The following is a 13,016-nucleotide window of genomic DNA, read 5'->3' on the forward strand; positions in this document are numbered from 1 at the left end:
GGCCCCCACCGGTGCTGAGCATCAGCGTACGGGCGGGGGCCCGGGGGGGAAGGCGATTGGCCGAACTGGTCGCCTCAGGTGTCCGGACCCCTGTTGCCGGTGGGTCTTAGGGTGTGCTCATGTTCCGTCTTGAGACAGAAGTAGACAAAGAACGTCGCATTCTGCTGAGCGGGCGTCTGCACGAGGACAACGTCGCCGCGTCGGCCGGCCTGCGTGCACTGCTCTCCACCTCCGCCGAGCACGAAGTCCCGCTGGAGGTGTGGGCGTTGGACGAGCACGGGGCCCTGGCGGGCGGGCTGACCGGGCGGACCTGGGCGTACTGGCTGCACGTCGATCTGCTCTGGGTCGACACCCCGCACCGGGGCCTCGGCCTCGGCGCGCGTCTGCTCGCCGAGGCCGAACGGACCGCCCGCACCGAGCGCGCCTGCACCCGCTCGCGGCTGGAGACCTGGGATTTCCAGGCCCCCGGTTTCTACCGCCGCCAGGGGTACGAGGAGATCGGCCGGGTCGCCGACTACCCGCCCGGCGTCACCGAGTTCATCCTGGCCAAGGAGTTGTGACCCCGGACCCCGGAGACGGCACGAAGGCCCTCGGGCCCAGCGCGGCCGGCTTGCGTGTCCCCGGGCTCAGCGCAGTCGGCGCGCCCCGGCGGACGGGACGCCGTCGAAGATCCCCGGGGCCGTGTGCCCGGCCGCCACGAACGCCTCGCTGACCGCCTTGGCCACTGTGCCGGCCTGCGCCTCCTCCACCAGGACGACCGCCGAGCCGCCGAAGCCGCCTCCGGTCATCCGCGCACCGAGCGCCCCGGCCGCGTTCGCCGCCTCGACCACCAGGTCCAACTCGGGGCAGGAGACCCGCAGATCGTCGCGGAGCGAGAGGTGGCCCTCGTTCAGGACGGGACCCGCGGCGCGGACGTCACCCGCGTCGAGCAGGGAGATGACCTGCTCGACCCGGTGGTTGTCGCTGACGACATGGCGTACGCAGCGGATCACGGACTCGTCCGCCCCGGCACCGGCGAGGGTGGTGAGCGCCGCGTCGAGACCGGCGTACGGCAGATCGCGGAGCATGGGTATGCCGAGCAGCCGGGCGCCCTCCTCGCAGCCGGCCCGGCGCTCCGCGTACGCCCCGTCGCCGAGCGCGTGCTTGACCCGGGTGTCGACGACCAGGAGCGTCAGGCCCTGGGCGGCCAGGTCGAAGGGGACCTGGCGCAGCGAGAGGTCCCGGGTGTCCAGGTGCAGGGCGTGGCCCTCGGTGCAGCAGGCCGAGGCCATCTGGTCCATGATCCCGCAGGGCACGCCGACGAAGTCGTTCTCGGCGCGGCGGCCGATGACGGCGAGTTCGGCGGCGCTCAGGCCGAGTTCGAAGAGGTCGCTCAAAGCGAGCGCGGTGACGACTTCGAGGGCGGCGGAGGAGGAGAGCCCGGCGCCGGTGGGCACGGTGGAGGTCAGCACGATGTCCGCCCCGGTGACCGGGTGCCCGGCCTCGCGCAGCGCCCAGAGGACCCCGGCGGGGTAGGCGGCCCAGCCGTGGCCGGAGTGCGGGGCGAGTTCGCCGACGCGCAGCGAGACGACGCCACCGGGGACGTCGGTGGAGTAGAGGCGCAGGCCGCCGTCGTCCCGGCGGGAGACGGCGGCGACGGCGGTGTGCGGGAGGGCGAGCGGCATGACGAAGCCGTCGTTGAAGTCGGTGTACTCGCCGATCAGGTTCACTCGTCCGGGTGCGGCCCAGATGCCCTCGGGCTCGCCCCCGTACAGCTCGGTGAAGGTGGCGGCGGGGTCGGCCCGGTGTCCCTCGGCGGCGGCCACGGTCGGTTCGGCGTGCTGGGTCATGGGGTGGTGGTGTCCTCTCGGCGGGCGAACTGCCAGGCGTCGGCGATGATTCCGGCCAGGTCGGCGCGGGACGGCTGCCAGCCGAGGCGCTCGACGGCGGTGGCGGCGGAGGCGACGAGAACGGCCGGGTCGCCGCCGCGGCGGGGGGCGGCGGTCTCGGGGACGGGGTGGCCGGTGACCTTGCGGACGGTCTCGATGACCTCGCGGACCGAGAAGCCGTTGCCGTTGCCGAGGTTGCAGATCAGGTGCTCGCCCGGGGCGGCGGCGGTGAGGGCCAGCAGGTGGGCCTCGGCGAGGTCGGCGACGTGGATGTAGTCGCGGACGCAGGTGCCGTCGGGGGTGGGGTAGTCGTCGCCGTAGACGTTGATCGACTCGCGCTTGCCGAGGGCCACTTGGAGGACCAGCGGGATGAGGTGGGACTCGGGGTCGTGGCGTTCACCGCACCTTCCGTACGCCCCGGCCACGTTGAAGTAGCGCAGCGAGACGGCGGCCAGCCCGTGGGCGGTGGCCTCGCCGCTGATCATGTGGTCGACGGCGAGCTTGGACGCGCCGTAGGGGCTGGTGGGGGCGGTGGGGTCGGCCTCGGTGATGGGGCTGGAGACCGGTTCGCCGTAGGTGGCGGCGGTGGAGGAGAAGACAAGGGTGCGGACGCCGTGTTCGCGCATGGCGGCGAGCAGGGCGGTGGTGCCGCCGACGTTGTTGACCCAGTACTTCTCGGGGTTCACGACGGACTCGCCGACCTGGGAGAAGGCGGCGAAGTGCAGGACGCCGTCGTAGGAGGGGTCCAGATGGCGGGCGGCGTCCTGGATGCGGCCCTCGACGAACGCGGCCCCGGCCGGGACGCCCTCACGGAAGCCGGTGGACAGGTCGTCGAGGACGGTCACCGTGTGCCCGGCCTCCAGCAGATGCTGGGCGACGACGCTGCCGACGTATCCGGCGCCGCCGGTGACCAGGTACTTCTTGGGCGGGCGGGACACGCTCTGGGGGTTGCTCACTGGCTCGCTACCTCTCGCAGTCGCTCGGCCGCGGCCTCCGGCGGCACGTCGTTGATGAACACGCTCATGCCGGACTCGGACCCCGCGAGGAACTTCAGCTTGCCGGAGGTCCGGCGAATGGTGAAAAGCTCCAGGTGCAGGGCGAAGTCGTCCCGGCCGTCGACCCCGAACGGCGCCTGGTGCCAGGCCGAGATGTACGGGGTCGGCGGCTCGCCGGGTCCGAAGATCCGGTCGAAGCGCCTCAAGAGTTCCAGATAGACCTGGGGAAACTCTGTTCGCGCGCCCTCGTCCAGCACCCGCAGATCGGGGACGCGGCGGCGGGGATAGAGATGGACCTCGTAGGGCCAGTGCGCCGCGTAGGGGACGAAGGCGATCCAGTGGCCGGTGGCGAGGACGACGCGTGAGCCGTCCTTCTCCTCGCGGGCGACCACGTCGTCGAAGAGGTTGGAGCCGGTCTCCTCGCGGTGCCGGGCGGCCGAGCGGAGCATCAGCTCGGTGCGCGGGGTGACGAAGGGGTAGCCGTAGATCTGGCCGTGCGGGTGGCCGAGGGTGACGCCGATCTCGGCGCCTCGGTTCTCGAAGCAGAAGACCTGGGTGACCTGGTCCAGGGCGGCGAGGGCGGCGGTGCGGTCGGTCCAGGCGGCGAGGACGAGCGCGGCCTGCTCCTCGGTGAGGTCGGCGAAGGACGCGTCGTGGTCGGAGGTGAAGCAGACGACCTCGCAGCGGCCGGAGTCGCCGGCGAGCGAGGGGAAGCGGTTCTCGAAGACCGCCACGTCGTAGTGGCCGTCGGGGATCTCGCTGTGCCGGCCCTCCCGGGTGGGGCAGAGCGGGCAGGCGTCGGCCGGCGGGTGGTAGGTGCGGGCCTGGCGGTGCGAGGCGACGGCGACCGCGTCGCCGAGCAGCGGATCGCGGCGGATCTCGGACGAGGTCGAGACGGGGTCCAGGGGGCGCTGGTCGACGGCGTCGCGGACGGTGTCCTCCGCGGCGTCGTAGTAGATCAGCTCACGGCCGTCGGCGAGGGTCGTCACCGTTTTCTTCACCAGGGTCCTCCACCCGATCCCTCCAACATAATCGCACATAAAAAATCACAAGCAAACACGCCCGTCAATGGCCGAAGGCGTGGTGGATCACGAGCGATTCAGCGCGGAGCACCGGCCGCATAGTCGGACATTCGACCGCGCTCGATCACGATCGAACAAAGAACCCCAACGAGACTGTTCATTTCTCGAACATGACGGCGTAAGTTCCGTCGGGTTAAGTTCGCAATCCGAAGCGAGTACCCCCATGCAGACACTGGCCGAAGGGCTTCGGCTCCCCACGAACGGGCTCGACTACGCCATCCTGGCGATCTACTTCGTCGTCGTACTCGGCATCGGCTTCATGGCCCGTGCCAGCGTCAGGACGAGCCTCGACTTCTTCCTCTCCGGACGGTCCCTGCCCGCCTGGGTGACCGGGCTCGCCTTCGTCGCGGCGAACCTCGGCGCCACCGAGATCCTCGGGATGGCGGCCACCGGAGCGCAGTACGGCGTCGCGGTGGTGCACTGGTACTGGATCGGCGCGATCCCCGCCATGGTCTTCCTCGGCCTGGTGATGATGCCGTTCTACTACCGCTCCAAGGTGCGCTCCGTGCCGGAGTTCCTGCTCCAGCGGTTCGACACGTCGGCGCACCTGCTGAGCTCCGCGCTCTTCGCGTTCGCGGCGATCCTCATCGCGGGCGTCAACCTCTACGCCCTGTCGATCGTCGTGGAGGCGCTCCTCGGCTGGCCGCAGTGGGTCGCGATCGTCGTCGCGGGCCTGTTCGTCCTGGTCTACATCACGATCGGTGGGCTCTCCTCGGCGATCTACAACGAGGTGCTCCAGTTCTTCGTCATCCTCGCCGCGCTGATCCCCCTCACCGTCCTCGGCCTGAAGCGGGTCGGCGGCTGGGACGCGATGAGCGACTCGCTGACGAAGCAGCACGGCGGCGACTTCATGACCGCCTGGGGCGGCACCGGCATCGGTGACGCCAACCCGCTGGGCGCCAACTGGCTGACGATCATCCTCGGCCTCGGCTTCGTGCTGTCCTTCGGCTACTGGACGACGAACTTCGCCGAGGTGCAGCGCGCGCTGTCCGCGAAGAACCTCTCCGCCGCCAAGCGCACCCCGCTGATCGCCGCCTTCCCGAAGATCTTCATCGTCTTCGCCGTGATGATCCCGGGCCTGGTCGCCGCCGTGATCGTGCCGAAGATCGGCACCCCGGGCTCCGACCTGACCTACAACGACGCGATACCCCTGCTGATGCAGGAACTGCTGCCCAACGGTGTCCTCGGCATCGCCGTGACCGGCCTGCTCGCCGCGTTCATGGCGGGCATGGCGGCCAACGTCTCCTCGTTCAACACGGTGTTCACCACCGACATCTGGCAGCGGTACGTGGTCAAGGACAAGCCGGACACGTACTACCTGAAGTTCGGCCGCCTGATCACCGCGATCGGCGTGCTGGCCTCGATCGGCACGGCGTTCATCGCCGCCAGCTTCTCGAACATCATGAGCTACTTGCAGACGCTGTTCTCGTTCTTCAACGTGCCCATGTTTGTCGTATTCATTATCGGAATGTTCTGGAAGCGCGCTTCCATGAAGTCCGGTGTCTGGGGCCTGGTGGCCGGCACCGCCGCCGCGATGGTCAACTACTTCTGGATCTACAAGGGCGGGATCATCGACATCCCCTCCGACCAGGGCGCCAACTTCGTCTCCGCGATCGTCGGCTTCGTCGCCGGAGCCGTCGTCATGGTCGTCGTCACCCTCTTCACCGCGCCGAAGCCCGAGGCGGAGCTGGCCGGTCTGGTGTACGGGACCGAGTCGCCGAGCCCCGACGAGGAGCTGGAGGAGGCCGACCGCGCCTGGTACCGCAAGCCGGCCCTGCTCGGCTGGGGCGCGATCGTGCTCGCCGCCGCGTGCTACATCCCCTACTCGTTCTGATCGGAGGCACTCACCATGTCCGACCTGCACAAGGAAGTCTCCGAGCTGGAGCGCAAGTCCGCGACCGCGGCCCGTCTCTTCGACATCCGGCGGATCATCGGCGGCCTGTTCGTGGTCTACGGAGTGATCGTCACCATCGCCGGGCTCAGCCCGTCCGACGCCGACCTGAAGAAGGCCGAGGGCGTCCACATCAACCTGTGGACCGGCCTCGCCATGCTGGCGCTCGGCCTGTTCTTCCTGGTCTGGATGAAGCTGCGCCCGGCCGAGGCCCCGGCGGCGCCGGAAGCGGAGCCGGAGCGGGAGCGGGAGCCGGGGTCCGACGCGGGATGACCCGCCGCCCTCGCCGCACTCGGGGCCGTACGTCAGCCACGCTGGCCGGGAACGTACGGCCCCTGCCGCGTTCCGTGCGGCGCACCGTCGGGGACAGCCGCTACGCGCGGCGCACCGTCGGGCACAGACGCTCCGCCCGGCGCCCCCTCGGAGGCGTAGGGGCCCTGCGGCGCGCCGCCGTTCGCCGCGGCGCGCTCCAGCAGTCCCGTACGGGCGGCGAGGGCGGCCGCCTCCAGCCGGGAGCCGACCCCGAGCTTCATCAGGACTCGCTGGACATGGGTGCGGGCGGTGCTCGGGGCGATGTCCATCCCGGCCGCGATCAGCCGGGTGCCCTCGCCCTCGGCGACCCGCACCAGCACTTCGGCCTCGCGCGGGGTGAGCATCCGCAGCAGCCGTCTCCCCTCGTCGTCGGGCTGGGCCGCCGGGTTGAGCAGCTCGGCGAAGGCCCCCCGCAGCAGCTGCGGGGCGACGGCACTCTCCCCCGCCCGCGCCTTGAGCATGGCCCGCTCGACGCCCTCGATGCGTTCGTCGTGCCGGACGTACCCCACGGCCCCGGCGGCGAACGCCGCGGCGATCCCGCGCGGGCTGGGCACCGGGCCGAGGACGACCACCGCCACCTGCGGGCGCTCCTGGCCGATGCGCGCGATCGGGTCGAAGACGCCGGGGGCGGCGGGCGAGGCCGTACCGAACAGGCAGACCTCCGGGGCCCTTCTGACGACCAGTTCCGCGGCGCCCGAGGTCGGCGCGGCGGCCGCGAGCACCCGGTGCCCGCGGAGTTTCAGTGCCGAGGCGAGTGCCTCGGCGAGCAGACGGTGATCGTCGACCACCATGAGCCGCACGCCCATCGGTCCTCAGCCCCCAAAAGCCCTGTACGCCCGGCCCCCCGGACTCCTGACCCGGCAAGGTACACGCTCGCCCGACGCCGCGCGGCGCTTACGTGGCAGAAGATCCGCGGAATGCCGGATTCTGCGCCCTTCGGCCCTCGTTGACCTGCGGCCGGTGATCACCTCACGAGCGAGCGGGGCGGAAAATGATCGGCCCCGCCGGTCAGGGGATCGACCGGCGGGGCCTGTTGTCGCCCGGGAGGGGCGAGGTGATCAGTCGGTGCCGTAGGCGACGACCAGGTAGACCTTCTCGTCGGGGGTGACGGTGCTGGGCTTGTGGACCGACCTGGCTGCCATGTAGAACTGCCCGTCGGAGTAGAGCAGTTCGGCCGATCCGATGTTGAAGCGCTTCTCCGCCTTGCGGATGGCCTCGTCGTCCGGGTTCTCCATCAGCGTGGTCTGCTTGAAGGTCTCGCCGTCGATGGAGACGACCTGGCCGCCCTTGTCGTAGGGGGCCTCCTTGTAGGCGATGATGCTGGTGCCGTCCATCCGGAGCGGGGTCAGGATGTGGCGGTCGCCCGCGTCCGCCCGGCCGCCGAGGAGCTTGCCGGTGTCCAGGTCGAAGGCGACGACCTCGTTCGTGTCGCCGTACTCGCTGGTCCCGTCGTGGCGCTCGGTCGGCAGGTAGAGACGGTTGTTGCCGACGGCCATGTTCTGGCACTTCTCGACGTCGGTGGAGTCGCAGTCGCCCGCGTACTTCTCCGCGTCGGCGGGGATACGGACCTTCAGCTTGCCGGTCGCCGCGTCGATCGAGAAGAAGTCGGAGATGCCGCTGCCGTCGCCGGCGGTGTCACCGACGTCGGCCGCGACCACCAGCGGCTTGGTGGAGACGATGTGCGCGTACTCGACGCCGGCGGGCATCTGGTACGAGGACAGGGGAGCGCCGGACGTCGGGTTCAGCGCCTGCACGGTGAGCTGCGGGCTGTCGTACGTACCGCACTTGCGGACCACGGCGAGGGCCTCGCCGCCCGCGTAGCCGCGGTCGTAGCAGCCGTCCGCGCCGGTCTTCGGCTTCCAGAGTTCGGCGCCGGTGTCCAGCTTGAAGGCCGCGCCGCCCGAGGTGCCGCCCGCCGCGACGGTGGTCCCGCTGAGCGTGACCTCGTCGAAGGTGACCGGCCGGTCACCGCCGGTGGCGGAGGTGACGCTCTTGCTCCACAGGAGCTTCCCGGCGGCCAGGTCGATCACGCCGACCTGGTTGCACGCGGGGTACTTCTTCTCCTTGGTCGGCTTCGACTCCTGGAAGACGATGGCCGTCTTGTAGTCCTTGCTCACGTGCCGGGACGTGGTGCAGATCTCGCCGGCCAGCGGGAAGGACCAGAGCTTGGTGCCCTTGTCGCGGTCGTAGCCGTTGATCTCGTTGATGCCGGTCTTCACGTACGCCTTGTCGGTGAGCCAGGAGCCCTCGACCGTGACGATGTCCTTGACCACCGGCTGCGGCACCTGGAAGGCGACCTTGGACTTGGTGTTGGCGGGCACCTTCTCGCTGCCGCCGGCCAGTCCGCCGTCCTTGCCGCCCTTGCCCTCGCCGCCGGTGGAGCCGGAGGAGGACGCCTCGTCCTTGCCGCCGTCGTCACCGCTGGTGGCGGAGTAGATGACCCCGGCGCCGATGATCAGCACCACGGCGACGGCCGCGGCGACGATGATCTGCATCTGGGTGGAGAACTTCTTGCCGCCGTTGCCACCCGGCTGCGGGGCCCCGAACTGCGGCTGCATCGGCTGGGTCGGGTAGCCGTACGCCTGCTGCGGCATGCCGGGCTGGCCGGGCTGGCCGCCGGGCCCCTGCGGATAGCCGTACCCCGGCTGCGGGGCCTGGGGGTAGCCGTAGCCGTTGGGCTGCGGCGCGGGCGGGGTGGGGTAGCCGGCCGGTCCCGGGGGCGGCGGGGTGCCGTAGCCCCCGGCGGGCGCGTCCTGCGGCGCGGCGGGCGGCTGCTGTGGGGCGGCGGGCGGCTGCTGCGGCTGCTTGCCGAAGGGGTCCGCAGGCGGCGGAGTCGGCTGGCCGAAGCCCCCGGGCGGCGGGTCCTGCGGCGCTCCGAACCCGCCCGAGGGCGGACCGGCGGACGGCGCCGGGGGCGTGGCCGGTGCGCCCGGCGGCGGGTTCGACGGCTCGTCGGGGTTGGGCGGCTGCTGCGGCGGCTGGGTCATGGCGTGCGTACCTCGGGGGACGAGTGGGGGTGGGGGCGCGTGGGGCAGAGAGGGGCCGGCCGCGTTGGGAGGCCGGGAGCGGCGAGTGTCCGGCGGACCGTCACTTCTCGAACACCAGCATCGTCGTCTGCTCCAGCTCTTCCTTGTCGTTGCTCGCGCTCACACGCTCGCTGAAGATGAAGGAACGGCCGTCCCGGTAGAGGACCTTGGCCGAGAAGAAGCCGTTCTCGACCCGGCCGGCGCCCGCAGGGTGCTGGAGCAGCGTCTTGGGGGTGCCGCCGGTCGGCGGAAGGGTCACGATGGCGCCGGCGGTGTCGTACTTCGGCCGCATGTAGAGCAGGACGTCGCCGCCCTCCATGCCCAGCGGCTTGAGAACGCGCTCGGCCGGGGCGGGCGCCTCCCACTTGGGCTTCCCGGTGTTCAGGTCGAAGGCGATGACCTTGTTCGTCCGGCCGGTGCCGCTCGAATCGTCCTCGGTCGCGATGTAGAAGGTGTTGGCGTCGGCGGCGACGCCGCTGCACCCTTCGAGCTTCTGGCCGAAGATCGCGAAGCGGCTGCCGCAGTCGGCGGTGAGCTTGGCGCCCTTGGCGGGCGTGAGCTGGGAACGGAGCTTGCCGCTCTCGGTGAGCGCGACGATGGTGTACTGCTTCTTCTCCTCGTGCTCCAGCCGGACGACGAGCGGGGTGGAGGAGTAGACCCTGCTGACTTCCCAGCCGCGCGGCGGCGCGTACGTCCACCGGGGCTTGCCGGTGGCCGGGTCCAGCTCCTGGACCTGGTGCTGCGGGTTCTTCACGTCGTCGGTGCGGCAGCTGGCCGCGGCGATCAGCTTGTCGCCCCCGGAGAAGGCGAAGGGCTTGCAGTTGCCCTCGGGGTTACCGAACAGCTCCTTGCCGTCGCTGACCCGGTAGGCGTTGGAGTTGCCGGTGCGTCCCACGGCGACGGTGTCCCCGCTGATCGCCAGACCGATGTCGGACAGGAAGTCCCAGGTCCCGTTCTTCTTGATCTCCTTCTTCCAGCCGGCCTTGCCGGTGTTGAGGTCGACCATCTGGAGGACGGAGCAGTTGGCCCGGTCCGTGGTGCCGTTCTTCACCCCGATGACGATCTTGCCGTCGGCGGTCGGGGTGTTGGGCGTGGCGCACACGTCGGCGGGGAGGTCAAGCTTCCACCTCTGCTTGCCGTCGGCCACGGAGTAGCCGGACACGCCCCGGTACATGGCCTTGGCGACCACGTCGCCGGCGAACCAGGGGCCCTGGACGGCCGAGCCGTTGCGCGGCAGGTCGACGTCGTTCTTCTGGAGCCAGGCGACCTTGGCCTCGCCCGGCTTGCGTCCGGCGTTGAGGTCGTCGCCGGTCTCGCGCCCGTCACCGCTGCCGTCGCCCTCGTCGACCGTGGGCGACTCGCTGGGGGCCTTGGGGTCGTTGCTGCCGGTGGCGACGGGCTTCTTCGGGTCCTCGTCGCCGCTGTCGCGCACGAGGAACCAGGTGCCCGCCCCGGCCGCCAGGACCACGGCGAGCGCCGCCGCGACCACGATGCCGGTCTTCCCCTTGAGGAACCCGCCACCGGAGCCCGGTCCGCCGGGGGCGGGGGCGCCGGGGTACTGCTGCTGCGGATAGCCGTACCCGGCCTGGGGCTGCTGCCCGTACGGGCCGGGAGCCTGCTGACCGTACGGCCCCGGGGCCTGCTGACCGTAGGGCCCGGGCTGCTGACCGTACGGGCCGGGGGCCTGCTGACCGTACGGTCCGGGGGCCTGGCCGGGCTGCTGCGGATAGCCGTAGCCGGGCTGTGTCGGGGGCTGCTGCGGGTAGCCGTACGCGGGGGCGCCCGGAGGAGGCGTCTGCGGCGGGCCGGCCGGGGGCGCGGGCGGCTGGGCGGGCGGCGGCGTCTGCGGCGGCTTGGCCAGGTCCGGCCGTTCGGGGGACGGCTGGTTCTGGGGCGACTGAGGAGCTCCGTTCGGCGGCTCCTGCGGAGCCCCGAAGCCTCCCTGCGGCGGTTGCTGGCTGGGCGGCTGGCTCATATCAGCGCGTCCCCCTTCGTGCGGCCCGGTGCGCGATCCGGTCTCCCCCGCATTCCCAAGAGGGTCAATCCCTCTCGGAAAGGAGCGAATCGGGCATGGCTTCCGCGGTGTTACGACAGTCGGGCGGGGCTTCTTTCTACCACCCGCCAGGCGTCGGGCACCGATTCGGGCCAACCCCTGTTCCCAAGGGAGAACCGCCTTGTGATGCCCTCGTTACGCCTCGACCGGAGGTGATGGTCAGTCACCGAAGGCGATCATCGTCCGCAGCTCCAGCTCCTCCTCGTCGGTGTCTCCGGAGACCTGGGGAAGCATGAGGAGGGAGCGCCCGTCGGTATGGACGACGATCGCCTCGTCGAAGGCGCGCTCGGTCGCCGCGGCCGACGCCGGGTGCCGCAGCACCGGTCGAGGGGTGCCGCCCCGCGGGCCGAGGGCCATGATGCCGCCGCCCACGTCCTTGGTCTTCGGGTCGGGCGGGCTCAGGTACATCAGTACCTTGCCGTCCTCGACCCGCAGCGGCATCAGGGTCTGCGTGGCGGGCGAGGGCACCTTCCACCTCTTCTCGCCGGTGTTCATGTCGAAGGCGATGACGTCGTTGGCGAACGACCCGCCCGCGGGCCGGCGCTTCGTGGCGACGTAGAGCGTGTCGGTGTCGGTGTCGACGGCCGCGCCCATGCAGATGTCGAGGTTCCAGCCCAGTTCGCGCTCCTTGCCGGGGCACAGACCCTCCGGGGCGTCGCCTCCGGGGACCGGCTGGGAGCGGATGGTGCCGTCGTCGTTCAGGACGGCGATCGCCGACGTGCCACCCACCAGCGGGCCGTTCCGCAGGAAGATCACCGGCGGGTCGACGGAGTAGAACGCGTCGACGTTCCAGTCCTTCCTGACCTCGTACGTCCACAGGGTCCGGCCGGTGACCGGATCGATGCGCCGCACCTCTTTGCCGGCCTCGCCCTTCGGCTGCGCAGGACAGTCGACAGAGGCGAGCATGACGGCTCCGCCGGCGAACCCCTCGACCTCACACGGGCCGGGCAGCTTGTCCCACAAGCGTTTGCCGTCACTGACGCGATAGGCCGCGGCACGCCCGAGGCCGCCGATCGTCACGACGTCGCCGCTGATCGCCATGATCACGTACCGGAGCATGTCGTTGTTCACCGCGCGATCGATGGTCACGGACCAGCCGGCCTCGCCGGTGGCCAGATCGATCATCTGAAGCTTGTCGCAGTTCTCCTCCGCGTCCGCGGAGGTGTCGGTCAGCAGCCCGATGACGATCTTCCCGTCGGCGGTCGGCCGGGTGGGCGCCGCGCAGACGTCGGCGGGCAGGCGCAGGCTCCACTTCCGCGATCCGTCCTCCAGGGAATAGCCGGACACCGTGCGGTACATCGCCTTGGCCACGATGCCGCCGGTGATCCAGGGGCCGAGGGCGGACGCACCCAGCGGCACGTCCACGCCGTTCTCCTGGATCCAGCGGACCTTCGCCTCGCCTTCCTTGCGCCCCTCGTTGATCTCCGCGGCCTCCGCGGCGGGCGTCTTCTTCCGGTCGGACCCGGCGCCGGGCTGCTTCGGGGCGGTGCTCTCCTTCGCGACGGGCTTCTTGTCGTCGGAGCCGCCATCGCCACCGGCGACGAACCAGACGCCCGCCCCGACGACGAGGACCCCGGCGAGCACGGCGGCGACGAGCCCGACGAGCCGGCCCCGGGAGCGCCCACCGGAAGGCCGGTTCGGCGGCTGGGGCGGCTGCCCGTACGGGCCGGGCTGCGGCTGCCCGGGGTCCCCGTACACGCCCGGTCGTGGTTCGTACGGAGCACCGAACCCCTGCTGCGGCGGCGGCTGCGACATCGGTGTGGTCCCCCTCGAACGTACGGTCCCTGCC

10 protein-coding genes are annotated in these 13,016 nt (G+C 71.1%); 3 read left to right on the top strand and 7 right to left on the bottom strand.

Translation table 11 applies throughout. The features are described 5' to 3' along the window. The first annotated feature begins 119 nt into the window (after window positions 1-119). The gene (locus tag CCZ36_RS12860; RefSeq protein WP_069739233.1) at window positions 120-560 is read left to right on the top strand and encodes a GNAT family N-acetyltransferase; all 441 of its coding nucleotides are present in this window, start codon (window positions 120-122) and stop codon (window positions 558-560) included. Window positions 561-626: 66 nt separating this feature from the next. On the opposite strand, the gene galK is transcribed toward CCZ36_RS12860, so the two are convergent. Genes galK through galT form a run of 3 tightly spaced genes read right to left on the bottom strand, consistent with a single transcriptional unit; the run spans window position 627 to window position 3,864 of the window. After that, window positions 627-1,829: a galactokinase gene (galK, locus tag CCZ36_RS12865; protein WP_069739212.1), complete on the bottom strand. Its 1,203-nt coding sequence runs from the start codon at window positions 1,827-1,829 to the stop codon at window positions 627-629. After that, the gene (gene galE, locus CCZ36_RS12870; RefSeq protein ID WP_069739232.1) at window positions 1,826-2,806 is read right to left on the bottom strand and encodes a UDP-glucose 4-epimerase GalE; all 981 of its coding nucleotides are present in this window, start codon (window positions 2,804-2,806) and stop codon (window positions 1,826-1,828) included. The genes galK and galE overlap by 4 nt, the downstream gene beginning before the upstream one ends. 14 nt (window positions 2,807-2,820) lie before the next feature. After that, window positions 2,821-3,864, bottom strand: coding sequence for a galactose-1-phosphate uridylyltransferase (gene galT, locus CCZ36_RS12875; RefSeq protein WP_069739211.1), 1,044 nt, complete (start codon window positions 3,862-3,864; stop codon window positions 2,821-2,823). A gap of 244 nt (window positions 3,865-4,108) precedes the next feature. On the opposite strand from galT, the gene CCZ36_RS12880 reads away from it, so the two are divergent. Together CCZ36_RS12880 and CCZ36_RS12885 are read left to right on the top strand one after the other, a co-directional pair. Further along, on the top strand, window positions 4,109-5,779 hold the full coding sequence (locus CCZ36_RS12880) for a sodium:solute symporter family protein (RefSeq protein WP_069739210.1): 1,671 nt from the start codon (window positions 4,109-4,111) through the stop codon (window positions 5,777-5,779). Window positions 5,780-5,794: 15 nt separating this feature from the next. Next, entirely contained in the window at window positions 5,795-6,109 is a 315-nt protein-coding gene (locus CCZ36_RS12885) for a hypothetical protein (RefSeq protein WP_069739209.1), read from the top strand. Between the two features lie 32 nt (window positions 6,110-6,141). Here CCZ36_RS12885 and CCZ36_RS12890 read toward each other — a convergent pair whose 3' ends face one another. The 4 genes from CCZ36_RS12890 to CCZ36_RS12905 all read right to left on the bottom strand — a co-directional run bounded on the left by CCZ36_RS12890 (window position 6,142) and on the right by CCZ36_RS12905 (window position 12,982). Further along, window positions 6,142-6,954, bottom strand: a complete 813-nt coding sequence (locus tag CCZ36_RS12890; protein ID WP_128817685.1) for a helix-turn-helix transcriptional regulator — start codon at window positions 6,952-6,954, stop codon at window positions 6,142-6,144. Window positions 6,955-7,206: 252 nt separating this feature from the next. Then, entirely contained in the window at window positions 7,207-9,135 is a 1,929-nt protein-coding gene (locus CCZ36_RS12895) for an outer membrane protein assembly factor BamB family protein (protein WP_069739208.1), read from the bottom strand. A 100-nt stretch (window positions 9,136-9,235) separates the two neighbouring features. Further along, window positions 9,236-11,149 carry an outer membrane protein assembly factor BamB family protein gene (locus tag CCZ36_RS12900; protein WP_128817686.1) on the bottom strand — a complete coding sequence of 638 codons (1,914 nt, stop codon included), beginning with the start codon at window positions 11,147-11,149 and terminating at the stop codon, window positions 9,236-9,238. A gap of 237 nt (window positions 11,150-11,386) precedes the next feature. After that, on the bottom strand, window positions 11,387-12,982 hold the full coding sequence (locus CCZ36_RS12905) for an outer membrane protein assembly factor BamB family protein (protein ID WP_069739206.1): 1,596 nt from the start codon (window positions 12,980-12,982) through the stop codon (window positions 11,387-11,389). Window positions 12,983-13,016 lie beyond the last annotated feature (34 nt).

It is taken from the genome of Streptomyces sp. S063, assembly GCF_002832675.1.
Taxonomy (GTDB): Bacteria; Actinomycetota; Actinomycetes; order Streptomycetales; family Streptomycetaceae; genus Streptomyces; species Streptomyces sindenensis.

What these genes read in the sequence shown, in the direction of transcription:
- CCZ36_RS12860 (WP_069739233.1), top strand. Translation starts at nt 120, where the DNA reads ATGTTCCGTCTTGAGACAGAAGTAGACAAAGAACGTCGCATTCTGCTG.
- galK (WP_069739212.1), bottom strand. Translation starts at nt 1,829, where the DNA reads ATGACCCAGCACGCCGAACCGACCGTGGCCGCCGCCGAGGGACACCGG.
- CCZ36_RS12880 (WP_069739210.1), top strand. Translation starts at nt 4,109, where the DNA reads ATGCAGACACTGGCCGAAGGGCTTCGGCTCCCCACGAACGGGCTCGAC.
- CCZ36_RS12885 (WP_069739209.1), top strand. Translation starts at nt 5,795, where the DNA reads ATGTCCGACCTGCACAAGGAAGTCTCCGAGCTGGAGCGCAAGTCCGCG.
- CCZ36_RS12890 (WP_128817685.1), bottom strand. Translation starts at nt 6,954, where the DNA reads ATGGGCGTGCGGCTCATGGTGGTCGACGATCACCGTCTGCTCGCCGAG.
- CCZ36_RS12895 (WP_069739208.1), bottom strand. Translation starts at nt 9,135, where the DNA reads ATGACCCAGCCGCCGCAGCAGCCGCCCAACCCCGACGAGCCGTCGAAC.
- CCZ36_RS12900 (WP_128817686.1), bottom strand. Translation starts at nt 11,149, where the DNA reads ATGAGCCAGCCGCCCAGCCAGCAACCGCCGCAGGGAGGCTTCGGGGCT.
- CCZ36_RS12905 (WP_069739206.1), bottom strand. Translation starts at nt 12,982, where the DNA reads ATGTCGCAGCCGCCGCCGCAGCAGGGGTTCGGTGCTCCGTACGAACCA.